We start from the raw sequence: 23,750 nt of genomic DNA, 5'->3' as shown, positions 1-23,750 counted from the left end.
ACTGTTTCGCCGTCTCAAGGCGCCTTTCCGAAATCAATTATAACGACTCTATAGCATTTTTCGAGTATTCGCCGTGACTTTATTAACGTTGTGCCCTAACGGAATTATCAAGCTTTTTCACCCAGACTTTTATATCATGAACGGCTATGCCGCCATTAGGAGCCGGTGAATCTGCTCCGGTCAAAACATTTATCCCCTCTCCCCGAACAAAACTTGAATTGGCAAACAATCCTTGTGAGACCACAACATGTCTTTTCAAGCCTTTAAACAATTTTGCATGAAGCGCCACACAGCCGCGTTGATTGCCTATCTCGACAAGGTCACCATCCGCGATACCATAATTTGCTGCATCATCGGGATGGATCATGAGCGTTGGGCGCACTTCTTTCAATAAAGATGTCGGCGATTCCGAAAATGTCGAATTCAGAAAATTATGTGCGGGCGATGTTACAAGTTTGAACGGATGTTCTTCATCCGCTTTTTCAATAACATCCCACTGATCTGGAAAATCGGGCATTTCTTGATACGGCCCTTGATATCCCATCGTATCAGGGGGAGTGTCGGGAGCTTTATAACCGGTCCATTGTGCCTTGAAACGGAATTTCCTGTCTGGCCAGGCAAAACCGTTCAGAAAATGGGCGCGTTCAAAAGACGGCTGAACGTCAAGCCAGCGTTTTTCCTTAAGTTCTTCATAAGTCCCGCGGTGTGACGCTCTTAACATATTATCGATAAGTTCAACGGCTGTTTTATCGAACCCCGCCATGTGACCAAATCCGAGCCGTTTTGCCAATTCGTTTATAACATAAAGATTTGGCTTTGGTCCAAGCGGAGGTTCAATCAATTTCGGTCCTAATAGAATATGTTGTTGGCCACCTGCCCGATAAATATCATCATGTTCGAGGAACATTGTTGCAGGTAGCACGACATCGGCCATTTTAGCCGTATCGGTCATAAATTGCTCATGAACCACTGTAAAAAGGTCTTCGCGAGCCAAACCTTTGCGGATTAACCGTTGTTCAGGCGCAACATTTGCCGGATTGGTGTTCTGGATAAACAACACAGTTACAGGCGGGCCACCATAAAGTGTTTCTTTATCGCCAAGCAAAATTCTGCCGATTTTCGATTGATCAAGAGAACGAATTTTCGGATCAGAGAAAGCCGTTCCTTCAACTTCGTTCTTGTTAAGAGCAAATATCGAAGCGTTAGAATAGAATGCGCCGCCACCTTCATATTGCCATGCTCCCGTAACTGCGGGCACAGAAAGCGCTGCATGCATTGCAACTGCGCCGTTACGTTGTCTGGTAAAACCGTATCCTAGCCGGAAGAAAGTGCGTTTGGTTGTTCCCACCCAATGGGCAAAAGTTTCTATTTCTTCAACAGATAGACCGGTAATTCCGGCTGCCCATTGCGGCGTTTTTGTTTTCAAGTGGTGTTCGAGCCCGTGTGGGTCATCGCTATAGCGTTCCAGATAATTCCAATCAGCAAAACCATCCCGAAACAATATATGCATAACGGCACAGGCCAAGGCTGCGTCGGTTCCCGGTCTTAAAATCAAGCCAAGATCGGCCTGACGCACCGTTGCACTCTCGAAAACATCAATAGCGACAATGCGGGCATGGTGGTCTTTGCGTGCTTTGGTGACATGGGTCATAACATTGACCTGCGTACTTGCCGCATTGGTCCCCCAGATCACCACAAGATCGGATTTTTCCATTTCGCGCGGGTCGACACCCGCAATTCTGCCCGTGCCGGCAAAATAACCGGTTGCTGCAGTATTGGTACAAAATGTTGAAAATTGCCGCGAATATTTTCCGGCGTGCCGCAAACGATTGATTGAATCGCGCTGCACCAATCCCATGGTTCCGGCAAAGAAATAAGGCCATATCGTGGTTGAATCGTATTTTTTCTCTGCCTTTTGAAAATTTTCGGCTATGAGGTCGAGTGCATCAGACCATGAGACTTCCTGCCAATTACCCTCGCCTTTTGGACCTTTTCTGACAAGCGGTTTCAACAATCTTGCTGGATTGTGTACGCGCTCGCTGTAACGGGCGACTTTTGCACAGATAACGCCCGCCGTGTAAGTGTTGTCTTTTGCTCCCCTGATCCGGCCTATTTTTGTCGGAGACAATAATTCCACATCAAGGGCACAGGTTGAAGGACAATCATGGGGACAGGCTGTATGACCAATTACTACGTTGTTCATGGTAATTCCGACTCAATCAATGAAAACGGATGTATTTAACAATTTTACTATTTTCAGGCTAGTCTTACAGCAATAACGCCAAGAACAATGATGATCGAGGCAATAAAGCGCGCGAGGCTCACATGTTCACGCAAGACGAAATAGGATAAAATAACGGCAAAGACTATTGCGCTTTCGCGCAAAGCCGCAACCAGCGCCACCGGTAACTTTGTCATTGTCCAAAGGGCAAGGCCGTAAGACCCGAGCGACAAAAATCCGCCAACAAGACCGATAAACCAATAGCGTTGAAAGTGGGTCAAAAATGGTTGGCGCGTTTTATGATTGAAAAGTTCAAAAACAACTTTCACCAAACCAATCAGAAAAAATATCCATAAAATATAAGAAACAGGCGCCCCCGATAGTCTGACACCCACCCCGTCAAGGAGAGTATAAAAGGCTATAAAAGCGGCCGCTAGCAAAGAAAGCGGGATAATAGAGGGGGCTATTCTATTGCTGCGTCTTAATGCTTCAAGTGCCAAGGTCAGCACCCCGAAACATATAAGAATAACACCGCACCATGCCACCAAAGACAGTCGTTCGCCGAGAACCGGTTCGCTCAAGAGCGCAACAAAAAGCGGTGCTACGCCCCGCATCACCGGATAAGACTGGCTTACATCACCTTTTTGATAAACGATTCCGACAAGCATCATATAGACGACCTGCACAAAGACAGAAATGAGCAAAATCGGCAGGCTCGCAAGTGATGGCAAGGATTGAAAAGGAATACCTGCAAGTGCCAGAATAGAAGAACCCGCCATAAAAACCGTTATATTAGCCTTTGCCTCACCGGTTAACTTCAAAGCCACGCTCCATAGCGCGTGCATCAATGCGGCCAAAAGCACAAGTGACACCATCAAGCCCGACATCTGCCATACTTTCCGGTTACCAAGCCGATAAAAGGGAGGTTTATAAGTGGAAGTTCAAGTTAATCCAAAAAAATTAGAAAATCAGATTCAAAGACCTCTATCAAGTCAGGTTAATTTTGTGTTAAAAGCTTCCCACATAAAAATTGATTTGCAGAAAAGAGTCGATGTCCATTTTCTTTTATCTGCTCATCAAACCTTATTGAAGGATATTTGCTTTTTCCAATTATGACGGACCAGAACTTGCTTTATAATTTTATGGTCTGTCCGGGCTATCGAGATCTTTAAAATGAACAGACGCTTTTTCCTTCTCTCGGCACCGCTTTTCCTTGCCGGTTGTACTTTTCGCCACCCTTTACCCAAAATGGTTCCGATTGATACCGGCGAGCCGGTTACGACAACGACCTATGTTATAAGGCGGCACAAGGCGAAGCCGAAGGTTACGCCAAAAAAGAAGAAGGTAAGTTACGGAGAATATCCGTTAAATGAAAAATACGCATCCATGTATGCGGCTACGACCGATAACGGTTTTCCAGTGAGTGCTGTTGATACAAGGCGTATCAATCCGGAATATCTGCGTCAGGAAGTTGCATTCCATATGCCTTATAAGCCTGGAACTATTGTTGTCGATCCAACCAACTTCTTCTGTTATTTTGTGCTTTCGGAAGGACGAGCCATGCGCTACGGCGTCGGTGTTGCGCGGTCGGCCGCTGCAGATTTTCAAGGAGAAGCAACAATCGGTCGTAAAGCGGTATGGCCGACATGGCACCCGACGGCAAGCATGATGCAAAAGCAGCCGCAAAGATACGGCCATCTGTCGGATGGCATGAAAGGTGGTCCCGGTAATCCGCTCGGCGCTCGTGCACTTTATCTTTATCGGGGTGGAACAGACACACTTTTCCGTTTGCATGGAACGGTCGAACCCTGGTCAATCGGCAAGCGTGTATCCTCGGGATGTATCCGTTTCCTCAATCAGGATATTATTGATCTTTATAGCCGTGTGCCGGTGGGAACCCGTGCTGTTGTTCTGCCCCATAAAATCGGCCTCGGCTGATATCAGAAACAGTTAGAACAAAATAATGAATTATCGTCATATCTATCATGCAGGCAATTTTGCCGATGTGTTCAAACACATTATTATCGCCCGCATCATCGAATACTTAAAAAAGAAAGACCATGCTTTCCGTGTGATTGATACACATGCAGGTATCGGCGTTTATGACCTTGCTTCGGAAGAGGCACAAAAAACCGGTGAATGGATTGACGGTATCGGCCGTATCCTTCATCAACCTATCGCACCCGACATCGAATTGCTCATCAAGCCGTGGCTTGATGTTGTAAACGACCTTAATGGCGGAAATAGCAGCAAATTGACCCGTTATCCGGGCTCCCCTTATCTCGAGCGGAAGCTCCTAAGGAAACAGGACCGCTTAACGGCAATAGAGCTTCATGAAGCCGATTATAAAAAATTGGCGAATAATTTTGCCGGTGATTATCAGGCGCGTATCATCCATCTCGACGGATATCTTGCGCTTGGTGCCCACGTGCCGCCAAAAGAAAAGCGTGGACTTATTGTTGTTGATCCCCCATTTGAAAAAACCGATGAATTCGAGCAGCTTATCGAAGGTCTCGAGAAAGCATACAAGCGTTTTTCCGGTGGAATTTATGCCCTTTGGTACCCTGTCAAACATTATAATGAACTCAATTGGTTCATGAACGAGTTGAAAAGCACTTCAATACCGAAAATCTTGCGGCTGGAGCTTAGAATCAAACAACGCTCCGAAATGCCGGGACTTGATGGCTGTGGCATGATTATTGTCAATCCACCTTATGTGTTGCCCCAGGAAATGAGCAAGCTCAAAGCATTTTTACTTGATCGCCTTGGAGCAGACAAACATGCACAATTAATTAATGAATGGATAAATGGTGAAACTGTTTGACCTTGACGGATTTGAGACAATGAAACATATTGAGCCCAGAAATGGTCAACGTGGAATAATCATGCAAAAGTCATCGTTCTTTAACGCAAGTTTTCGCAAAGTTTTGTCTTTCTCGGTTTTCGGGCTTGGCTTCTATGCCTGCGTGAATTCTGCAACAGCAGCCGATTTGGCGGCATCATCAGCCCCTCAAACGCAAGCTTCTGCAGTGAACGATGCAGGCGTGTGTGGTTATAAACGCATCCTCTGGGAAGTCGGCTACAAGTTCCGCCATGAAGTGCATAATGTCCCCGGTTTGCCGGTTGTTCATATCGATCAGGTGAGAGATATTGAAATGACACGGGGCGAAAATCCGGCAACAAAGCTTAATATTCCCCGTCAATTTTGCCGCGCGACAGCCATTATGAATGACGGGTCGAGCTATCCGCTTTATTATATGGTGGAATATGGCCAAGGCTTTACCGGTGTCAGTGGCTATAATGTCGAATTTTGTGTTGAAGGTTTCGACAAATGGCGAATTCAGGACGGTAACTGTCGCGCAGTCAAATAATCAAAAAGCCCGTCGCTGATCTGCCACTCTTCGTCTAAAGCAAAGTCTGCTGAAAAATCTCTTTTCTGCTGCGCTGTCGCAAGACAATGCAACTTCTAAAAAACGTTTTGACGGGCTAACTTTAAGATAATCGATTTTAGAAAATTCGTGGGATTAGCTTTCCCGACCGAATGCCCCTGCTATCAGCGCTCATGCAATAGTTTCCGGTTAGAAGCAGTTTCTAAGTTAACCCGATATGATTGCTACCTACAAGCACAGTAATTTCGCCGAATTCTGTCATAGTACTACACAACATCACTTTTTTCCTCCTCGAAAGGTAAAAGTGGAATGAAGTGCGATAAAGTATAAAAGAAGATGGCCGTGCCTGACTTTCAGGCGCTTGGTTACAAACAACCAACCGCTTCAGGAAAGAGAAGAGCTTTTTTTCGAGCCTTTCGCACCGGTTTTCTGGAGCTCATTTTCCAAGTCTCTTAAACTTTCACAATCATCTTTCGGTTTAAACAGCGATCCATTTATAGCAATGCGCTATGAGCGTGTTACATCTGCATAAACTTGGAAATTCTTTTCTCTCAGCAAATGATTGATTTGTTTTGTGATTTTACAAGCCTTGATTTCAGCGGAAAATATCGCCATTTTGAACTGTAAGGTTTTAAACTTGGCGAGAGTTCGAGCGTTACAAAAAACTGTCAACGGAAACTGTTTGATCAAATGGAAAAGAAGCGTCCTGTCGTTCTGATTACAGGCGGTGCCAAACGTTTAGGTGCCGCAATGGCGCTTGATTTGGCTCAACATGGTTTCGATCTCGCGATTCATTATAATGAAGGGAAACAGGAAGCCGCCGAGCTCGTGCACAAACTGGAAGCTTTCGGAGCCAAAGCATTGTCTTTCCAATCCGATCTTCTGGAAACGCATGGCAAGGGCCTTTTGGAAACGGTAACAGAGAAAATGGGACGGCCTGTTGAAATCCTTGTCAACAACGCCTCTCTGTTTCTTGATGACCACATCGGCGCACTTGATATGGATGTCTGGGATAAACATTTTGCAATCCACCTGAAAACCCCTACCCTTTTGGCTGACCGCATGTTTTTTCTATTGCCGGACAATTTGAAAGGGTTAATCGTCAACATTATCGACCAGCGCGTTTTAAAACTTAATCCCAATTTTCTGTCATATACCCTATCCAAATCATCACTCTGGACATTGACCAAAACACTCGCTCAGGCACTTGCCCCCCGTATCCGCGTTAACGCCATCGGTCCGGGACCAACACTTAAAAGTCCAAGGCAGGACGAAGAAGATTTTTTAAGACAGGCGCGTTCTGTTTTGCTTGAACATGGACCGGAATTGTCCGAATTTGGCGCAACGATACGTTATTTTTGGTGGCAAACGTCAATAACCGGACAAATGATTGCTTTAGATGGCGGCCAGCATCTTATGTGGCAAACGCCCGATATTGCAGGACGAATTGAATAATTATGAAATCCCTGAACGAACCAAACACTGAGGCCGCTAAAAATCAGGAAGCGAAATCGGATGAAGATCGTCATTCGGCTTCTCTGACACCCGATATTATCTGGGATAAAGGTGGCTTCAAAAATGATGATCTGAAGCTCACCGGTGCACCGCTCATTCAGGAGTTTGTTAAAAATTTGCCGAATAAACCGGGCGTTTACCGGATGTTCGACAAGGATGGTAACGTGCTTTATGTCGGCAAAGCGCGGAATTTGAAAAAACGCGTGTCGAATTACGCACGTGGGCATGGACACAATAACCGCATCGCGCGCATGATACGGGCCACCCATTATATGGAATTTGTGGTTACCAGCACAGAAACCGAGGCTCTTCTTTTAGAAGCCAATCTTATCAAGCGGTTGCGCCCGCGTTTTAATGTTCTGCTGCGCGATGATAAAAGCTTTCCATATATTATCATTACGCGCGACACACGCGCTCCTGCTATCTATAAGCATCGGGGTGCACGGTCTCGCAAAGGTGATTATTTCGGCCCCTTTGCATCTGCCGGTGCGGTCACAAGAACAATCAACGCCATGCAAAGGGCGTTTTTACTCAGAACATGCACAGATTCTGTCATGGAATCGCGTACTAGACCCTGCTTGCTCTATCAGATCAAAAGATGTTCAGCGCCTTGCACACATGAAATCAGTGACGCCGATTACATGAAACTTGTCGACGAGGCGAAAGCATTTCTTTCAGGAAAAAGTCAGGCTATTCAAGACAATATGGCAAAAATCATGCGGGAGGCAGCCGATAAACTCGACTTTGAAAGGGCTGCTGTCTATCGCGACCGTTTGTCGGCCTTGTCCCATATTCAGGGTCATCAGGAAATCAACCCGCAAACAGTTGACGAAGCGGACGTTTTTGCGATTGCCCAACAGGGCGGCATGACATGCATTCAGGTGTTCTTCTTCAGAACAGGACAGAATTGGGGAAATCGTTCCTATTTTCCGAAAGCTGACCCTTCGATTTCTGCTCCCGAAGTGCTCGGAGCTTTTCTTGCCCAGTTTTATGATGACAAACCGGTACCGAAACTTATTCTGCTTTCCGACCATGTTGAAGAGGAAGAACTGCTTGCCACAGCCCTTACCGAAAAAGCAGAACGCAAAGTCACAATTTCCGTGCCACAACGGGGTGAAAGAAAGTCACTCGTTGAACATGCCCTGACCAATGCACGCGAGGCACTGGGACGTAGGCTTGCTGAAACGTCGACACAGGAGAAACTGTTGCAAGGGGTTGCCGAGACATTCGGCCTTGAAAAAGTACCCCGCCGTATCGAGGTCTATGATAACTCGCATATCATGGGAACCAATGCGGTAGGCGGTATGATCGTTGCCGGACGCGACGGTTTTATCAAGAACCAATATAGAAAATTCAATATCCGCTCGACCGATATTACACCGGGTGACGACTTCGGTATGATGAAGGAAGTTATCGACCGGCGGTTCAAAAGGCTCATCAAAGAGCATGGCATACCGGTACCTCAAGCCGATGATAATGCTGGCAATGACGACAGTTTTCCGGCCTGGCCCGATATTATTCTGATTGACGGCGGCGAAGGCCAGATGACAGTTGTGCACGAGATGCTGAGAGAACTCGGCATTGACGATGTTGTGACTGCTATCGGCGTTGCAAAAGGTGTCGATCGCGAGGCAGGACGGGAACGGTTTTTTGTCTCCGGTCGTCCACCTTTCATGTTACCACCGCGTGACCCCGTGCTTTATTTTCTCGAGCGGCTACGTGATGAGGCTCACAGATTTGCCATCGGTACCCATCGCATAAAACGTAAAAAAGAAATGATGAAGAACCCGCTCGACGAAGTGGAAGGTATCGGACCGGCCAGGAAACGCGCTTTGCTTGGCCATTTCGGCACTGCAAAAGCCGTTGCCGGCGCAGCCGTAGAAGATTTGATGAAAGTCGAAGGAATATCAGCAGCAACAGCTCAACAAATTCACGATCATTTTAATGAAAGATAATGCTTGTTTCTGTCAATTCTATCGCTAATTTATATATGTATCTCGATTCAATCGATGGCCTTTTTGTTAAAGAGGTATATTCGATTAATTTTTATAAAATGCAATCAATTGGCCGCTTGCTATGTTTCGCCCTAAAGCAGTCATAAGACATTAAAAGGATTGATTACGGCAGAATGAAAAATCATACTTTATCGTTGCCAAACATCCTTACATATGCACGCATTGTTGCTGTACCGCTTGTCGTCTTGTGCTTTTTCGTAGAAGGCCGTCTACAATCGACCGATACGGCACGCTGGTGGGCGGTTGTCATATTTGTGGTTGCCTCTATTACAGATTTTTTCGACGGTTATCTTGCCCGCGTCTGGAAACAGACCTCGAATATCGGTCGTATGCTTGACCCGATTGCTGATAAACTTCTTGTCTCGGCGTGTCTTTTATTGCTTGCCGCCGATGGTACAATTGCAGGATGGGCTCTCTGGGCTGCAATCATCATTCTTTGCCGTGAAATTCTAGTTTCGGGATTGCGTGAATATCTGGCGTCTCTCAAAGTAAGTGTGCCGGTTTCAAGGCTCGCAAAATGGAAGACGACAGTACAAATGTTTTCCATTGTTTTTCTGCTTGCCGGCCCTGCTGGTGACAAAGTTATTCCTTATGCAACCGAATTCGGACTTGTCATGTTGTGGGTCGCCGCTATTCTTACTCTATGGACGGGTTGGGATTATTTCCGTGCCGGTCTTAAACACGTGATTGATTGAAGGATACGCATGAAATTACAATATTTTGCCTGGGTTCGCGAACGTATCGGTCGCGGAGAAGAAATTCTTGAATTGCCTGAAAACGTCAAAACGGTAGACGATCTTCTCTCCTATCTCAAAACTCTCGGGGAAAATTATGCTTATGCGCTGGAGAAGCCCGAACTTATCCGCGTGGCTATTGACGAAGAACATGTCGATCACGATAGTCTGATTGGAAAGCCGCATGAAATCGCGCTTTTCCCGCCGATGACAGGTGGTTGAGCCATGGCATTCAAAATTGTTGTGCAGTCGGAAGATTTCGATATGGGAAGCGAGGTTGAAAAAATCCGCACCCTTTCGCCTTCCATTGGCGGCATTGTGTCCTTTTGTGGTTTGTGCCGAAGCGAAGGCGGGCGTCTTTCTGCTCTTGAAATAGAGCATTATCCCGGAATGGCCGAGAAACGCATCAAACAGATTGTAAATGACGCAGCATCTCGATGGTCATTAAACGGGGTTACCGTCATTCACCGTTACGGAACGATCAAGGTAGGCGAACAGATTGTTCTGGTTGTCACCGCCTCCCCTCACCGCAGAGAAGCTTTTGATGCAGCAAATTTCATTATGGATTTTCTGAAGACCGAAGCTCCGTTCTGGAAAAAAGAACATCTTGTTGATGGTACGCCGCAAAACTGGGTTGAAGCAAAAGACGCAGATCTTCATACACAGGAGAAATGGCAAAAAATCCGACCTCAAAAATAGAAGATAAAAATCGATCCAAATAATATTGGATGCAAACTCTTGTTCGTCACGTTATACGGAATTTTGGAAACTATCGCCTGTTAAATATAATTGTGGTGGAAGAATCACCGTTGTGCCTTATTTTTTCCCGAAAAAAAGGGTTAAATTCTATCGGTCACTGAACGAAGCTCATCAATAGCTCTCCATAAAAAGCATCGTTGGCAGTCAATGGATCGTTCATCAACAAAGGTTATATCACTTTATGAAACGGAATATCTTTGCGGCTCTTACATTTGGTGCAACTGCATTGGCCGGAGTTTCACTCCTTACAATCCCCTCTTTCATTATGAATACAATTGTTCCAGCCTATAGCTCTTCTCTGTCCCCTTCTATTCATGGCGATGTTACTTATCTGCAGCGCATTACCCTGCCCCGGCATGCTTATCTTGTTGTTCAGCTTGTCGATGTGACCAATGAGGGCGGACCTTTCCCTGTTGTGGCAGAAATTTCCCAACAACCCGATGGTTCTGTTCCTATTGAATTCGATTTGCCATTGAACGAGGCCAATATCGTTCCACAGCATAAATATGCACTTCAAGCCCGCATTGCGGTCGGAGATATTTTATGGTTTGTGAGCGACGAAAGAAAACCGATCAATCCGGAAGATAAAGATGCCCGTTATGAACTGGTACTTGGCATGGTCAACCAGTCCACAACCACTCCAAAACCGGTTTCAACAACAATCTCCGGCAGAGAGTGGAAAGTGGAGGATATGTTCAGTGCGGGTATCATCGACAACTCGAATCTGACCGTTTCTGTGAACAACAAAGCGGAAGATAAAACAACTGACAGTTTACCCAAATATCGTGTCAGCGGTAGCGGTGGTTGTAACCGTTATACCAGCTCGGTTTCAATCGATAATGATCGTGGCATCATCGCTTTTGACCCGCCTGCCATGACTTTTATGGCCTGTGCAGAGGCAATTTCGCAGCAGGAAAACCGTTTCATTGAAATGCTTGCCAAAGCAAAAACATTTATGTTCGACGATCTCGGTCGTCTTATTTTGAAAGACGAGAACGGAAATTATGTAGCCCGCCTCGTGCCGGAACTCTAAAACTTCTGCTCTAACCAACCAGTTGGCCCTGCTTACCTATCGCCTCTTCTGACATAATCCGAAGACTTGTAAACAGAATTAAGAAAGCCCGGCGCTCATGCCGGGCTTAATCTGTTTTTATAATTGTTGTTGGTCTAACAATTAGCCAACAATTTCAGTGCCGGAGAACCAGTATGCAATTTCTTCCTTGGCTGTTGTTGGTGAATCCGAGCCGTGAACAGAATTCTCGCCGATCGACAAAGCAAATGTCTTGCGAATTGTCCCCTCAGCAGCATCTTTCGGATTTGTGGCTCCCATGATCTCACGGTTTTTGGCAATGGCATTTTCACCTTCAAGTACCTGAACAACAGTCGGACCTGATGACATAAATTCAGTCAATTCGCCAAAAAACGGGCGGTCTTTATGAACAGCGTAAAAGCCTTCTGCTTCACGCAAACTCATCCATACACGCTTGGATGCGACAACGCGTAGACCCGCTTCTTCAAGCATTTTTGTAATGGCCCCCGTCAGATTACGACGTGTTGCATCCGGTTTAATCATAGAGAAAGTACGTTCTATAGCCATTTTGCCACCTTTAAAAATAAATCTCAGTTGCGTCTCTATAGACGTATAAGCGGTTTTTGCCAAGTAAAACACTTCTCTCTTGTCAAACCCTTTTCCATTAAAGGAACATTTTGACATAGAGCTTCCAATTTTTATGCATAAATAATCCGGCTTTCGGTTGACGCAATTATTAACTCGGGATCCAAACGATTTTTCTTGCGTTCATAACAAAACCCATGCAAAAGCCTGTGATTATGTTGATTTTGAACGATATTACGGTCCGTGTCGCTGGACGTCTTCTGATTGATCACTCCAGTGCAACACTTCCTACGGGGTCGAAAACCGGATTTGTCGGCCATAACGGGGCTGGCAAGTCAACGCTTTTTCGCGTCATAATGGGCGAACTCGCCCCTGAAACCGGCGATGTGACCATCCCTAAAGATACACGCATCGGACAAGTTGCCCAGGAAGCTCCCGGCACCGAGGATTCGCTCATTTCAATAGTTCTCGCAGCAGACAAAGAACGGGCTCAATTGTTAAAGGAAGCGGAAACAGCAACCGACCCGATGAGAATTGCTGCAATTCACACCCGTCTTAGCGATATCGGTGCCCATTCTGCCGAAGCGCGTGCTGGAAGCATTCTGTCAGGATTGGGATTTGACGCAGAAGCACAACAGCGCCCTGCTTCATCCTTTTCCGGCGGGTGGCGCATGCGCGTTGCACTTGCTGCAGTTCTGTTTTCCGAACCTGACCTTCTCTTGCTTGACGAGCCGACAAACTATCTCGATCTCGAGGGTACGTTATGGCTTATTGAATATGTGCGTCGTTACCCTTACTCGGTCATTATCATCAGTCATGATAGGGAACTTCTTAACAGCGCAACGACCTCGATTCTCCATCTTGAAAACAAGAAACTCACACTCTGGCGCGGAAATTATGACCAATTCGAACGCCAACATGAGCAAACAAAAGAACTCCAATTGAAGCAGGCAGCCAAACAGGAAGCCCATCGCAAACATATGGAAGATTTTGTCCGGCGTTTTCGTGCCAAAGCAACCAAGGCAAGACAAGCGCAATCGCGCTTGAAAGCATTGGAAAAATTGAAACCTATCAGCGTTTGGCAGGATGAACATGTGCAACCTTTTTCATTCCCCTCGGCGGAAAAGACCGCTGCATCGCCAATTATCGCGCTGTCAAAAGTCGATGTCGGATATGAACCGGGAAAACCGGTATTGAAAGGTCTTGACCTCAGAATCGACAATGATGACAGAATTGCCTTGCTAGGTTCGAACGGTAACGGAAAATCCACTCTGGCTAAATTGCTCGCAGGTCGCCTTAAAGCCGAGGCTGGCACAATGACAGTGTCGCCCAATCTGAAAGTGGCGTTTTTTGCCCAGCATCAACTTGATGATTTGCGGCCGGAAGAAAATCCTATCGAACATGTGCGCCGTCTCATGCCAAATCAACCAGAGGCAAAAATCCGCGCTGCGGTTGCGCGTATGGGGCTTTCGACCGAAAAGATGATGACCAAAGCCAAAGAGCTTTCGGGTGGTGAAAAAGCCCGCTTGCTCATGGGGCTTGCTACTTTTGAAGGGCCGAATCTTCTTATTCTTGATGAACCGACCAACCACCTTGATATTGATAGTCGCGAAGCTCTTGTCATGGCTCTCAACGATTTCGAAGGTGCCGTTATTCTCATTGCACATGATCGCCATCTGATTGAGGCGACAGCCGACCGGCTTTGGCTGGTACGTAATGGCACAGTCCATCCCTATGAAGGTGATATGGACGATTATCGCAATGAAATATTGGGTCTGCCAAAATCCAGACACGTTGAAAAACAAGAGAAAGCGGCTTTGGCTCCTAAATCGAAGAATGAACAGCGTAAAGCAAATGCTGAAAAGCGTGCCGGATTAGCGCCACTCAAGAAACAAATCACTGATACAGAAGCGCTGATGGAGCGGCTGCAAAAACTGATTGCACGTCTGGACGCAGAACTTGCAGCACCGGATCTTTATGCAAAATCGCCCGAAAAAGGCGCGGAGCTTGCAAAAGAACGCGCAGATGCGGTAAGCAGGCTTGAAGATGCGGAAAATCGCTGGCTTAAAATGAGTGGCGATTACGAGGCCGCCATTCAATAACCAAGATCCAATATCCATTAAATGGAATTAAAGTCGCATAAAATTTTGTGACCGGTCTTACAAAATTAATTGCTTGACGGCGTCGTCTTTCTTTTCTCGCTTAGTGCTGCTCACGACTCTAACAGTTTATGTTGTGCTAATTGGACATAATAGATTTATAGTTATCAAATGTCAGAGCCAAGAAACGGTAGACAATCGTTTATATTCATCGGCTTGTCGGTCATGCAACGAATAATCCATCTTTCTGACGCCAAAACCGACTTGATCAAAGTCCGACACAATCACATTTTTCTATTAGAAATTGAGGCCGCGCGCGCCCCGTGCCGTTTTTTTTACAAGTCGATTAAAATCTCGCCGTTGTGATTTTCAGGCTCAATAAATCAATTTGTTTTTTCTTTCCGAAACTTGAACCGGAAGCTTCCGCTATTTTTCACCTGGCAGGAGAACCGCGCTGCCTGCATGAAAGCCAGTCAATCAAAAAACGTGCCATAGGCTTTTTAATTCTTTCAGTAACAGAAACGGATGAGTTCTTTTGCTCACAACAATTTTTATCCGAACCGGACTCGACAGTTCAACGAAATTTTTATAACTATTGCAGACTGTTTTTATAATTTCATTACGTTTATTTGGGTGGAGACTTTCTAATCATGTCAACAGCTACCATCGAAGAAAATGCACAACCTCATAATTCGGTTGCGCAGATTTTGCTTGCCAGTATGATCGGTACGACGATCGAGTTTTTCGATTTTTATGTCTTTGCAACGGCAGCAGCGCTTCTATTTCCCGTGTTATTTTTTCCGAAAGGTGATCCGACTGTTGCACTTCTAAGTTCTTTCGCCATTTTTTCGGCGGCGTTCTTTGCCCGTCCTTTAGGATCAATCATCTTCGGTCATTATGGTGACAAATTAGGTCGCAAAGTGACACTCGTGGCTGCATTGCTCACAATGGGTATCTCGACTGTTCTTATCGGTTTTCTACCGACATATGCATCCATCGGCTGGTATGCCCCGTTATTGCTGACGCTCTGCCGTTTCGGTCAGGGACTTGGTCTGGGAGGTGAATGGGGCGGCGCTGTCTTGCTGGCAACAGAAAATGCACCGAAGGAAAAACGCGGCTGGTATGCGATGTTCCCGCAACTCGGTGCGCCAATCGGACTTATCCTTTCTGCTGGTACATTCTGGTTCATGTGGAATTTTTTAAGCGAAGGCCAACGTTTTGAATGGGGATGGCGGATACCTTTTATCGCTTCGATTATCCTGATTATAATCGGCCTTTGGGTACGGCTTTCCATCAGTGAAACGCCCGAATTCAAAAAAGCAATAGAGCGTGCCGAACGCGTTAAAGTGCCATTGATCGACGTCTTTGTTAAATATCCGCGAGCGCTTTTCCTCGGTAGTTTCGCCGGTATGACCACCTTTGTCTTGTTCTACCTGTGCAGTGCATATTTGTTATCCTATTCAACCCACCACCTTAGCCTCACTTTCGGCCAAGCGCTTGAAATACAGATGGTTGGTGCCGTATTCTTCGGTCTCCTCATTCCTTTTTCAGGAAAGATATCCGACCGTATCGGACGCCGTACTCTGATGATCTGGGTTACAATTTTTATCGGGCTTTTTTCTTTTTCCATGCCCTATCTTTTGGATGGAGGTGTGTTCGGCAGCTTCATACTTTCAGCCGTTGGCCTCGGCCTGATGGGGCTTACCTATGGTCCGATCGGCGCAGCACTTGCCTCCCCTTTTCCGACATCAATCAGATATACCGGTGCATCAATGACATTCAACCTTGCGGGAATTTTTGGTGCATCATTCGCGCCTTATATTGCCGAGACACTCGTCCAGAATTTCGGCACCGCTTATATCGGTTATTATCTGTTATTTTGCTCGTTTATCTCTCTGACATGTTTTGTCGGATTTACAGACAAAGAGATTTCACACTGATAAATTGAAAATATCAAACTATCAAAAAGAATAAAAATAGCAGTGGCAGAAGAAATGTTACCACTGCTATTTTTTTCGACATAGATTTCGGTATGATTAAATTGAGTACCAAGGCTGATAAAATCGTTGCCGTAATGAATATGACATTTGCCGCAATATCGATACGTTCAATATGAAAAGTGCTGGACAGAAGATGTGTCGAGCCAATCCATGACGTTATGACAAAGCCGAAAAAAACAGCCCAAACGAGAAGTGCCAAGCGCGTAAAATTCATCGGCTGCTATTTCGTCTGGCAGATCGCAAAATCGTCCAAACGCCCAATGCGATAATAATGACAAAAACCCAACGTCCTCCGCCCGAACCATCCTCTAAAAATTTTTCCGGATAGATAAGGCCGGCAAGACCGATAAAAATTAGAATAACGGGAGTAATACGCATCAGGCTTTTTTCTCCCATCGGCGGTCTTCGGTTTGCTGCCAGTAAGTCAATTTATGATTTTTAGCCTTATAACTTTTCCATTGTTGGCGCGTTTGAGCCAATAGATCCTCGTCATGACCGTCAAACATGACGACTAACCGTTCGTAACTGTCGGGATCCGAACAATTTGATCCTTCAAGCATGAAACGAACTTGTGAACCATTCGGATTTTCTTCCCCCACGGTCAAGTAAATCGGTTGGAGATTCGGGTATTTATCCCTTTCAGTGCCGTGACCGATAAAGGAATCATCCGAATAGACCCAAAGGTAGGAATCCATTGCATCGCGCCGTTCATCACTCATAAACTGGATAGTCACTTTCCAGTCGCGAGCCAGTGATCGCTCGAGAAGTCCAGGTAAGGCGTCTTCGAGCGTAGACTGTGTCAGGTGGTAGAACAGTATTTCTGCCACTTCAACCCTCGTAGCTATCCTGAATAAGACGATCAAGCAGACGAACACCAAACCCCGAGGCCCAGGACTGATTATATTCGTTTAAAGGGGATTCAATTGCTGTACCGGCGATATCAAGATGTGCCCAGGCTGTATCTCCGACAAAACGCTTTAAAAATTGGGCGGCAGTAATGGAACCGGCGTGACGCCCACAGCTATTTCTCATATCCGCCACTTTCGAATCGACCAATTTGTCATAAGTTTCATTCAATGGCATCCGCCAGAGTTTTTCGCCGGTTTCAAGCCCTGCCTTGATGAGATTATGAGCCAAATCGTCCTGATTGCTGAATAGTCCGGCATGATCACTACCAAGTGCAACCATAATTGCACCGGTTAGCGTTGCAAGGTCGACCATAATCTTCGGATTGAAACGTTCTTTGGTGTACCACAACGCATCCGACAGAACCAAGCGACCCTCTGCATCGGTATTAATAACCTCGATTGTCTGGCCTGACATCGACGTAACAATATCGCCCGGACGTTGGGCATTGGCATCAGGCATATTTTCTACAAGTCCGATAACACCGACAATATTGGCTTTGGCTTTTCGGGAAGCTGCAGCCTTTAGGAGACCGGTAACGGCGGCGGCTCCCCCCATATCGCCTTTCATTCCTTCCATTCCGCCACTGGATTTCAAAGAAATTCCGCCTGAATCGAAAACTACCCCTTTGCCGACGAAAGCCAATGGACGATCTTTTGTTTTTCCGCCCTGCCACTGCATAACCGCCAGATAAGGTGGACGTTTCGAACCACGAGAGACGCCAAGAAGAGCGCCCATGCCCAGTTTTTTCATATCTTTTTCGTCGAGAATTTCGACATTGACGCCAAGTTTTTCAAGTTTTTCAACTTCTTTTACAAATTCTTTGGTTCCGAGAATATTGGCCGGCTGGTTGATCAGATCACGCGCAAAAAGTACCGCGTCTGCAAGTGAATTTGCCCGTTCCAGAAGTATTTTTCCCGCTTTTTCATCTTCCAGTTGAAGAGTTATCTTGCAGGATTTCGCCTTCTTTTCTTTATTTTTCAAAACAGTTTTATAGTCGTCGAACGCATAGCCACGCAGCCGAATTCCGAGAATAAAATCGAGAATGCTTTGTTCTTTCAATTTTTCTCCCGCTACAGTCAGATATATATCTGCTTCTTCGCTATCTTTCAGAGCGGCAAATGTGGCGCCCCCGAGCTTTACCCAGTCATCTCCCTGAAGCCGAGCTACGTTTCCTACCCCGAGCAGCACCAACCGATCAAAACCCTTTTTCCCATCGCATACTTCGTCGACGAGCTCCAACTTGTCGCCCTTGAAATGACGCACTTTCATAATTCTGTCGACAAGTGCTTTTCCAACCATTTTTTCTACTTCAAAAGCACTTTTACCGTCTTCGTTAACAAGAACGACAACAACGTTTTTTTTCGGTGCAGAAATTGTACTGCTTTCAATGACGATATTTTTTTGCATTCATAACTCCTGCCATCTGGTTACTGCAAAATATGGATTTGAAAAAATCCATAATGATCAAGTTTTCTTTTATACCTTTTAACGGCAAAGTGTGACTAGTTGGCACTGAATGTATTTTTTTATCCCGTTTACCGCAAGATAGCCCTTGCTATCTTGCAACTTATCCGTCACTTGTGGCAAAAGAAATCATTAAGAAACGGTTAACTATTTTTTTTTGCCTCTTGTTAGACTCGTCATGCTATCAAGGGAAAAAAGAAATAGAGCGGTTCAAACATGGAACTCGGTTCCATAGACTCGTGGTTATTATGAACATCAGTGATGAGGATGTATTATCCATCAATGCGCATTATTGAATTATACATCCTACGACGTGTTTTCGTTCTGTTTATGGCAGTTCTCCTTGCTGCTGTAGGAATCAGCTGGACTGTTCAGGTTCTGTCCAGAATCAATTTTTTAACCACCAGTGGTCAGACTCTTTTTACTATTCTGCAATTCTCGTCCCTATTTATCCCCTCGGTCATTCCGCTCGTTATTCCGTTCGCTCTCGTTATCGCCATTGCCCAGACATTATCGACAATGAATCAGGATTCAGAGCTCGTGGTGATAAATGCGTCGGGAGCACCTCGCAGCACTGTCTGGAAACCGATTTTGCTCCTCGCTGTTCTTGCTGCAATATTTTCCTTTGTCATCACAAACTTTATAAGCCCGCAAGCACGTATCACAATGCGGGAAATGATGGCAACAACACATTCGGACCTGATCAATGTGTTCATACAAGAAGGGAATTTTCGTGAGCTGACAGACAATCTCTATATGGAAATCGGGGAACGCCATGACGATGGTACCATCGGGAGGCTTTTTATAGCCGACCAGCGTGATCCGACGACCGACCTCTATTATTACGCCGTCAATGGTTCGGTTATCAGCAATAATACTGGAGATTTTCTTGTTCTCAATAATGGCGAAGTGCAAAGGCGTGACAATAAAGCCGGAACCATGTCGATTATCAAATTCGGCTCCTATACATTCAACCTGAGCGATTTCACAGCAAGTGACGGAACCCCAACGATATTTCCGAAAGATCGTCCGCTGGTTTATCTTTTTCACCCCGATGCCAATGATTCCTATTATCAGAGACGGCCTTTGCAATACACTGCCGAATTGCATCGCCGCTTTACCGACTGGCTTTACCCTATTGTTTTTGCTTTGATTGCCTTGGCAGTTGCCGGTGACGCACGCTCACAACGTCAGGCGCGCATCTCTGCATCATTTTCGGCGATTTCCCTTTCACTTATTGTCTATGCTATCGGTTATTTTTTTGGCGACCGTTCCGATAATGATCTCGCTTACATACCGCTTCTCTACATTTTGCCGATCGGCGTTTGCTGCTTTATTCTATTTCTGTTCCTGACAAATCGTAAAATGACATTGCCCGATCAATTCGGTTACAAAATATGGAATGGCCTAAAACATTTGAAAGATAGAATTTTTCGCCATAAACAATCTGATGTAAATGGGGGCGCATCATGATTGGATGGACATTAGGACGGTATTTCTTCTCGCGATATGTAAAGACAACTGTCTATTTTTTGCTGGGAATTTTTGTTCTTTCTCTTTTGATCGATTTTACGATCAATGCCGGAAGACTTGCAGGTTTACCCGGTTATTCGCCTTTCGGAGCGCTCGCAATATCGGCATTGCGCATTCCGTTCAACATGCAACAATTATTTCCGTTTGTAGCGTTGTTTTCCGCAATGGCAACGCTGATCTCTCTCAATAGAAAAATGGAACTCGTTGTAACCCGTTCTATAGGCGTATCGGCATGGCAATTTCTTACGCCTTTATGTTTTGGTGCTTTTTTATTTGGTCTTTTCGGCGTTGTAGTGGTCAACCCTGTTGCAGCATGGGGAACAGCACAATCGGAAAAAATTCTTTCCCAGTGGAAAGGCAAGAATATAGAAACGCCTGTGGATAAAGAACGTGTGCCATGGTTAACGCAACGTACCGACTTCGGGCTTACAACCATAGGTACAAAATCTGTTGCGGATGGCGGGCTGACACTGATTGATGCGACTTTCGTCGAATATAACGATGATCAAACGATCAAAGATTGGTTGAATACATCACGTGCCCACCTTGTTCAGGGGTATTGGGTGCTTGAAAATGGCGGCCGTTATAGAGCTGGTCATGAGCCTGAATTGTTTACAGAATTAAAGATTCCGAGCAATTTGCGGCCGGAATTTGTCGAAGAAAAATTGGCGGATCCGGCAACGATCCCGTATTATGATTTGCCCCGCAAAATAGAGGTCGCCCGTTCATTCGGATATTCGGCCAATTCTTTCGATATGCAACTACAATCATTGGTTGCACTTCCTGCGCTTCTTATAGCGATGACATTGATCGCGGCAACTGTTACATTGAAATTTGTGAGATTCGGACAATCTCGTACGATGATTTTGGGTGGAATCATTGCCGGGTTCGTGCTTTATGTGGTTACGGTTCTTGTGCAGGCATTCGGTAAGGCGGCTTATGTGCCTCCGGTAATTGCTGCTTGGGTGCCGGTTGTTATTGCGTTATTTTTTGGTATATCCTTTTTGTTGCATAAAGAGGATGGCTAGGTGAGACAATTGACAAGTGGAATGAAAATTTCGAACAGCCTAAGGGCTCTGGCACTCGGCACCGCGTTAGGGTGTTCTCTGGGAGTGGGCGCAATTTATGTTGCCTCTGCACAAGATTTTAGTGCCATGACAGCCACTCATAAAACCGATCCGGATGCACGCATGTTACTTTCGGCGGACGAGCTCGTTTACGATCGTGACGCCAATACAGTCACTGCCCAGGGAAATGTGCAGATTGAATATGACGGAAACCGAATCGTTGCACGCAAGGTCGTTTACAACCAGAAGACAAATCGTGTCCTAGCCGAAGGCGATGTGGAAATTGTCCAACCGGATGGCAGCAAATATTATTCGCAACAAATTGATATGACCGAAGATCTGGGGGAAGGTTTTGTCAATTCGCTGCGAGCTGAAACGCCTGACAATACCCGATTTGCCGCAGTGAGCGCAGAACGTAGTGGCGGCCAAATGACGGTATTCAACCGCGGTGCCTATACGGCCTGCGAGCCCTGTTATTATAAGCCCGATAAGGATGTCCTCTGGCAGATTAAAGCGAAAAAGATCATATGGAATGGTGCCACAAAAACCATGCGTTTTGAAAACAGCCATTTCGAGTTTTTCGGCATGCCTGTTGCCTGGTTCCCGGTTTTCGAGATGCCGGATCCGACGGTAAAGCGTAAAACCGGTCTTTTGACACCTAATTTTGTTTTTACGAATGATCTCGGTTTCGGAGTTCGCAATTCTTATTTCTGGAATTTGGCTCCGAATTATGATTTCACGCTGTCGGCAACCGGATATACAAATCAGGGTCTATTAACCGAAGGCGAATGGCGCCACCGTCTGGAGACAGGCACATATAATATTCGTTTTGCCCATATCTATCAGGTTAATCCGGATGATTTCGACCATGATACGATTGATAGCAATAACGATAATCGTTATATGGTGGCAACAAAAGGTGATTTCCGGATCAATTCAAGCTGGACATATGGATGGGATATTCTTGCACAGTCTGACAGGAATTTTAGTCGCACCTATGATCTTGAAGGTTACAAGAACGATGTTTTCCGTTCGCAAATCTATTTGACCGGGCTTGCTGGCCGCAACTATTTCGATATGCGCTTTTATCATTTTGAAGTGCAAGATTCGATGCTCAAAGATAATCCGAGCGAACGTTACACCCGCCAGCCATGGGTTCTTCCGCGTATAGATTATTCTTTCACTCCGGACGAATCGGTCTATGGCGGTGAATTTACTTTCCATACAAATTTACAATCCATCTATCGTGATAAGGCAGATTTTGCCTTTGCCGATTGGCAAGGTCGTCCTCTTAACACCGCGCGACTTGCAGGCATGTCCGGGACAGACTTCCGATTGACAACAGATGTTGAATGGAAAAGAAGCCTGATCAGTCAGGGTGGTCTGGTCTTCACGCCAATTCTGGCATTGCGCGGCGATGGTATAGGCACCGATGCCCATGGCAACTATGGTGGTTACATGCCGGACGGTAGCTATAGCAAAATGGATATAGAATCAGGCGCGTTCCGCGGCATTGCAACTGCCGGGCTGGACTTGCGTTATCCCCTGCTCTTTACAGCAGGTAATTCCACCCATGTCATCGAGCCTATCGCGCAAATTTTCATTAGAAATAATGAACAATATACCGGCCGCCTTCCCAATGAAGATGCTCAAAGCTTTGTTTTTGATGCCACGACATTGTTTGAACGTGACAAGTTTTCCGGTTATGACCGTGCAGAAGGCGGAACGCGCTCGAATGTCGGTTTGAGATATTCCGGTAACTTTAACAATGGTTGGTCACTTTATGGTTTGGCCGGCCAATCCTTCCAGCTTTTTGGTAAAAATTCTTTCAATGCAAAAGACTTTGTCAGCGTCGGTGCCGATTCAGGACTTGAAACTGCCCGTTCCGACTATGTTGCGATGATCGGTGCAAGCAATGAAAATGGTTTTGCCATTGCTTCGCGCGGCCGTTTTGATGATGAGACCGGTTCAATCCGTCGTGGTGAGGTCGAAGCTTCACAAAACTGGAAGCGGGTATCGCTTTCATCGCAATATGCGTATATCCAAAGCCAGCCGGATTATGGTTATGCACAGGATCGTCAAGAAGTTAGTCTTTACGGCAATTATAAATTTACTGACCATTGGTCGGTTCATGCCAATTCAAGTTACGACCTCGTTTCCGATACATTTGTGAGATTGGGCACAGGTTTGAATTATCTTGATGAATGTTTTGGCTTCAATCTCGGCTATTCCCAGACACGTAACCCTTGGGAAAACGAGCCTAAGCACACATTCGGCTTTCTATTGTCCTTCCGCACTGTGGCAGATATTGGCAAAGCCATGTAACAATATTGCAAGTTACAGGCAGATTTTTTGGTAAAATACTGTTTTTGTGATATTCAAATTTGTAAACTGTTTGGAAAACAATCGGCAAAAAGTGGAAGCTGGAAA

At 45.7% G+C, this 23,750-nt stretch carries 21 protein-coding genes; 14 read left to right on the top strand and 7 right to left on the bottom strand.

Going from position 1 to position 23,750, the window contains the following annotated elements; translation table 11 throughout:
* Positions 1–82: 82 nt before the first annotated feature.
* Both H3S83_RS05640 and H3S83_RS05635 read right to left on the bottom strand, forming a co-directional pair.
* Positions 83–2,203, bottom strand: a complete 2,121-nt coding sequence (locus tag H3S83_RS05640; protein ID WP_198239146.1) for a molybdopterin oxidoreductase family protein — start codon at positions 2,201–2,203, stop codon at positions 83–85.
* Between the two features lie 53 nt (positions 2,204–2,256).
* On the bottom strand, positions 2,257–3,108 hold the full coding sequence (locus H3S83_RS05635; protein ID WP_198239145.1) for a DMT family transporter: 852 nt from the start codon (positions 3,106–3,108) through the stop codon (positions 2,257–2,259).
* A 286-nt stretch (positions 3,109–3,394) separates the two neighbouring features.
* On the opposite strand from H3S83_RS05635, the gene H3S83_RS05630 reads away from it, so the two are divergent.
* The 9 genes from H3S83_RS05630 (at position 3,395) to H3S83_RS05590 (ending at position 11,666) form a co-directional block, all read left to right on the top strand.
* Positions 3,395–4,159, top strand: coding sequence for a L,D-transpeptidase (locus H3S83_RS05630; RefSeq protein ID WP_246741716.1), 765 nt, complete (start codon positions 3,395–3,397; stop codon positions 4,157–4,159).
* Between the two features lie 25 nt (positions 4,160–4,184).
* The gene (locus H3S83_RS05625) at positions 4,185–5,045 is read left to right on the top strand and encodes a 23S rRNA (adenine(2030)-N(6))-methyltransferase RlmJ (RefSeq protein ID WP_198239144.1); all 861 of its coding nucleotides are present in this window, start codon (positions 4,185–4,187) and stop codon (positions 5,043–5,045) included.
* A 61-nt stretch (positions 5,046–5,106) separates the two neighbouring features.
* On the top strand, positions 5,107–5,592 hold the full coding sequence (locus tag H3S83_RS05620; protein WP_077973497.1) for a hypothetical protein: 486 nt from the start codon (positions 5,107–5,109) through the stop codon (positions 5,590–5,592).
* Between the two features lie 708 nt (positions 5,593–6,300).
* Positions 6,301–7,065: an SDR family oxidoreductase gene (locus H3S83_RS05615; RefSeq protein WP_198239143.1), complete on the top strand. Its 765-nt coding sequence runs from the start codon at positions 6,301–6,303 to the stop codon at positions 7,063–7,065.
* Between the two features lie 2 nt (positions 7,066–7,067).
* A complete protein-coding gene (gene uvrC, locus H3S83_RS05610) occupies positions 7,068–9,080 on the top strand; it encodes an excinuclease ABC subunit UvrC (protein ID WP_198239142.1) in 2,013 nt (670 codons plus the stop codon).
* A gap of 173 nt (positions 9,081–9,253) precedes the next feature.
* The gene (pgsA, locus tag H3S83_RS05605) at positions 9,254–9,835 is read left to right on the top strand and encodes a CDP-diacylglycerol--glycerol-3-phosphate 3-phosphatidyltransferase (protein ID WP_077971038.1); all 582 of its coding nucleotides are present in this window, start codon (positions 9,254–9,256) and stop codon (positions 9,833–9,835) included.
* Between the two features lie 9 nt (positions 9,836–9,844).
* The gene (gene moaD, locus H3S83_RS05600) at positions 9,845–10,096 is read left to right on the top strand and encodes a molybdopterin converting factor subunit 1 (protein WP_198239141.1); all 252 of its coding nucleotides are present in this window, start codon (positions 9,845–9,847) and stop codon (positions 10,094–10,096) included.
* A 3-nt stretch (positions 10,097–10,099) separates the two neighbouring features.
* The gene (locus H3S83_RS05595) at positions 10,100–10,573 is read left to right on the top strand and encodes a molybdenum cofactor biosynthesis protein MoaE (RefSeq protein ID WP_198232307.1); all 474 of its coding nucleotides are present in this window, start codon (positions 10,100–10,102) and stop codon (positions 10,571–10,573) included.
* Between the two features lie 241 nt (positions 10,574–10,814).
* On the top strand, positions 10,815–11,666 hold the full coding sequence (locus H3S83_RS05590) for a YbaY family lipoprotein (protein WP_198232306.1): 852 nt from the start codon (positions 10,815–10,817) through the stop codon (positions 11,664–11,666).
* Positions 11,667–11,807: 141 nt separating this feature from the next.
* On the opposite strand, the gene ndk is transcribed toward H3S83_RS05590, so the two are convergent.
* Positions 11,808–12,230, bottom strand: coding sequence for a nucleoside-diphosphate kinase (gene ndk / locus H3S83_RS05585; protein ID WP_078039347.1), 423 nt, complete (start codon positions 12,228–12,230; stop codon positions 11,808–11,810).
* A 233-nt stretch (positions 12,231–12,463) separates the two neighbouring features.
* On the opposite strand from ndk, the gene H3S83_RS05580 reads away from it, so the two are divergent.
* Together H3S83_RS05580 and H3S83_RS05575 are read left to right on the top strand one after the other, a co-directional pair.
* Complete coding sequence (locus H3S83_RS05580) at positions 12,464–14,350, top strand: ABC-F family ATP-binding cassette domain-containing protein (protein ID WP_198239140.1); 1,887 nt, start codon at positions 12,464–12,466, stop codon at positions 14,348–14,350.
* Between the two features lie 647 nt (positions 14,351–14,997).
* Positions 14,998–16,287 carry an MFS transporter gene (locus H3S83_RS05575; protein WP_198239139.1) on the top strand — a complete coding sequence of 430 codons (1,290 nt, stop codon included), beginning with the start codon at positions 14,998–15,000 and terminating at the stop codon, positions 16,285–16,287.
* 13 nt (positions 16,288–16,300) lie between these two features.
* On the opposite strand, the gene H3S83_RS05570 is transcribed toward H3S83_RS05575, so the two are convergent.
* From H3S83_RS05570 to H3S83_RS05555, 4 genes are read right to left on the bottom strand one after another with little or no spacing between them, the layout of a single operon-like run.
* Positions 16,301–16,561: a hypothetical protein gene (locus H3S83_RS05570; RefSeq protein WP_198224923.1), complete on the bottom strand. Its 261-nt coding sequence runs from the start codon at positions 16,559–16,561 to the stop codon at positions 16,301–16,303.
* Entirely contained in the window at positions 16,558–16,725 is a 168-nt protein-coding gene (locus H3S83_RS05565; RefSeq protein WP_188317772.1) for a hypothetical protein, read from the bottom strand. The genes H3S83_RS05570 and H3S83_RS05565 overlap by 4 nt, the downstream gene beginning before the upstream one ends.
* Complete coding sequence (locus H3S83_RS05560; RefSeq protein WP_198239138.1) at positions 16,725–17,174, bottom strand: DNA polymerase III subunit chi; 450 nt, start codon at positions 17,172–17,174, stop codon at positions 16,725–16,727. Before H3S83_RS05560 ends, H3S83_RS05565 begins: the two co-directional genes overlap by 1 nt.
* Position 17,175: 1 nt before the next feature.
* Entirely contained in the window at positions 17,176–18,663 is a 1,488-nt protein-coding gene (locus H3S83_RS05555) for a leucyl aminopeptidase (RefSeq protein ID WP_198224927.1), read from the bottom strand.
* A 339-nt stretch (positions 18,664–19,002) separates the two neighbouring features.
* On the opposite strand from H3S83_RS05555, the gene lptF reads away from it, so the two are divergent.
* From lptF to H3S83_RS05540, 3 genes are read left to right on the top strand one after another with little or no spacing between them, the layout of a single operon-like run.
* A complete protein-coding gene (gene lptF / locus H3S83_RS05550; RefSeq protein WP_077971028.1) occupies positions 19,003–20,193 on the top strand; it encodes an LPS export ABC transporter permease LptF in 1,191 nt (396 codons plus the stop codon).
* Positions 20,190–21,281, top strand: a complete 1,092-nt coding sequence (gene lptG, locus H3S83_RS05545; protein WP_198224929.1) for an LPS export ABC transporter permease LptG — start codon at positions 20,190–20,192, stop codon at positions 21,279–21,281. The genes lptF and lptG overlap by 4 nt, the downstream gene beginning before the upstream one ends.
* Positions 21,282–23,645: an LPS-assembly protein LptD gene (locus H3S83_RS05540; protein ID WP_370541338.1), complete on the top strand. Its 2,364-nt coding sequence runs from the start codon at positions 21,282–21,284 to the stop codon at positions 23,643–23,645. It abuts the gene before it with no gap.
* The last annotated feature ends 105 nt before the right edge of the window (positions 23,646–23,750 follow it).

Origin of the sequence: Bartonella sp. W8122 (genome assembly GCF_016102485.1) — a bacterium.
Taxonomy (GTDB): Bacteria; Pseudomonadota; Alphaproteobacteria; order Rhizobiales; family Rhizobiaceae; genus Bartonella; species Bartonella apihabitans.
Note: the sequence above shows the minus strand (reverse complement) of the source record. Positions and strands in the feature narration are given on the sequence as shown.

Coding starts and splice junctions, on each gene's coding strand:
- moaD (WP_198239141.1), top strand. CDS start 9,845: ATGAAATTACAATATTTTGCCTGGGTTCGCGAACGTATCGGTCGCGGA.
- lptG (WP_198224929.1), top strand. CDS start 20,190: ATGATTGGATGGACATTAGGACGGTATTTCTTCTCGCGATATGTAAAG.
- H3S83_RS05580 (WP_198239140.1), top strand. CDS start 12,464: ATGTTGATTTTGAACGATATTACGGTCCGTGTCGCTGGACGTCTTCTG.
- H3S83_RS05630 (WP_246741716.1), top strand. CDS start 3,395: ATGAACAGACGCTTTTTCCTTCTCTCGGCACCGCTTTTCCTTGCCGGT.
- H3S83_RS05625 (WP_198239144.1), top strand. CDS start 4,185: ATGAATTATCGTCATATCTATCATGCAGGCAATTTTGCCGATGTGTTC.
- H3S83_RS05620 (WP_077973497.1), top strand. CDS start 5,107: ATGCAAAAGTCATCGTTCTTTAACGCAAGTTTTCGCAAAGTTTTGTCT.
- pgsA (WP_077971038.1), top strand. CDS start 9,254: ATGAAAAATCATACTTTATCGTTGCCAAACATCCTTACATATGCACGC.
- H3S83_RS05555 (WP_198224927.1), bottom strand. CDS start 18,663: ATGCAAAAAAATATCGTCATTGAAAGCAGTACAATTTCTGCACCGAAA.
- ndk (WP_078039347.1), bottom strand. CDS start 12,230: ATGGCTATAGAACGTACTTTCTCTATGATTAAACCGGATGCAACACGT.
- H3S83_RS05590 (WP_198232306.1), top strand. CDS start 10,815: ATGAAACGGAATATCTTTGCGGCTCTTACATTTGGTGCAACTGCATTG.
- H3S83_RS05640 (WP_198239146.1), bottom strand. CDS start 2,203: ATGAACAACGTAGTAATTGGTCATACAGCCTGTCCCCATGATTGTCCT.
- H3S83_RS05615 (WP_198239143.1), top strand. CDS start 6,301: ATGGAAAAGAAGCGTCCTGTCGTTCTGATTACAGGCGGTGCCAAACGT.
- H3S83_RS05565 (WP_188317772.1), bottom strand. CDS start 16,725: ATGCGTATTACTCCCGTTATTCTAATTTTTATCGGTCTTGCCGGCCTT.
- lptF (WP_077971028.1), top strand. CDS start 19,003: ATGCGCATTATTGAATTATACATCCTACGACGTGTTTTCGTTCTGTTT.
- H3S83_RS05570 (WP_198224923.1), bottom strand. CDS start 16,561: ATGAATTTTACGCGCTTGGCACTTCTCGTTTGGGCTGTTTTTTTCGGC.
- H3S83_RS05595 (WP_198232307.1), top strand. CDS start 10,100: ATGGCATTCAAAATTGTTGTGCAGTCGGAAGATTTCGATATGGGAAGC.
- H3S83_RS05575 (WP_198239139.1), top strand. CDS start 14,998: ATGTCAACAGCTACCATCGAAGAAAATGCACAACCTCATAATTCGGTT.
- uvrC (WP_198239142.1), top strand. CDS start 7,068: ATGAAATCCCTGAACGAACCAAACACTGAGGCCGCTAAAAATCAGGAA.
- H3S83_RS05635 (WP_198239145.1), bottom strand. CDS start 3,108: ATGTCGGGCTTGATGGTGTCACTTGTGCTTTTGGCCGCATTGATGCAC.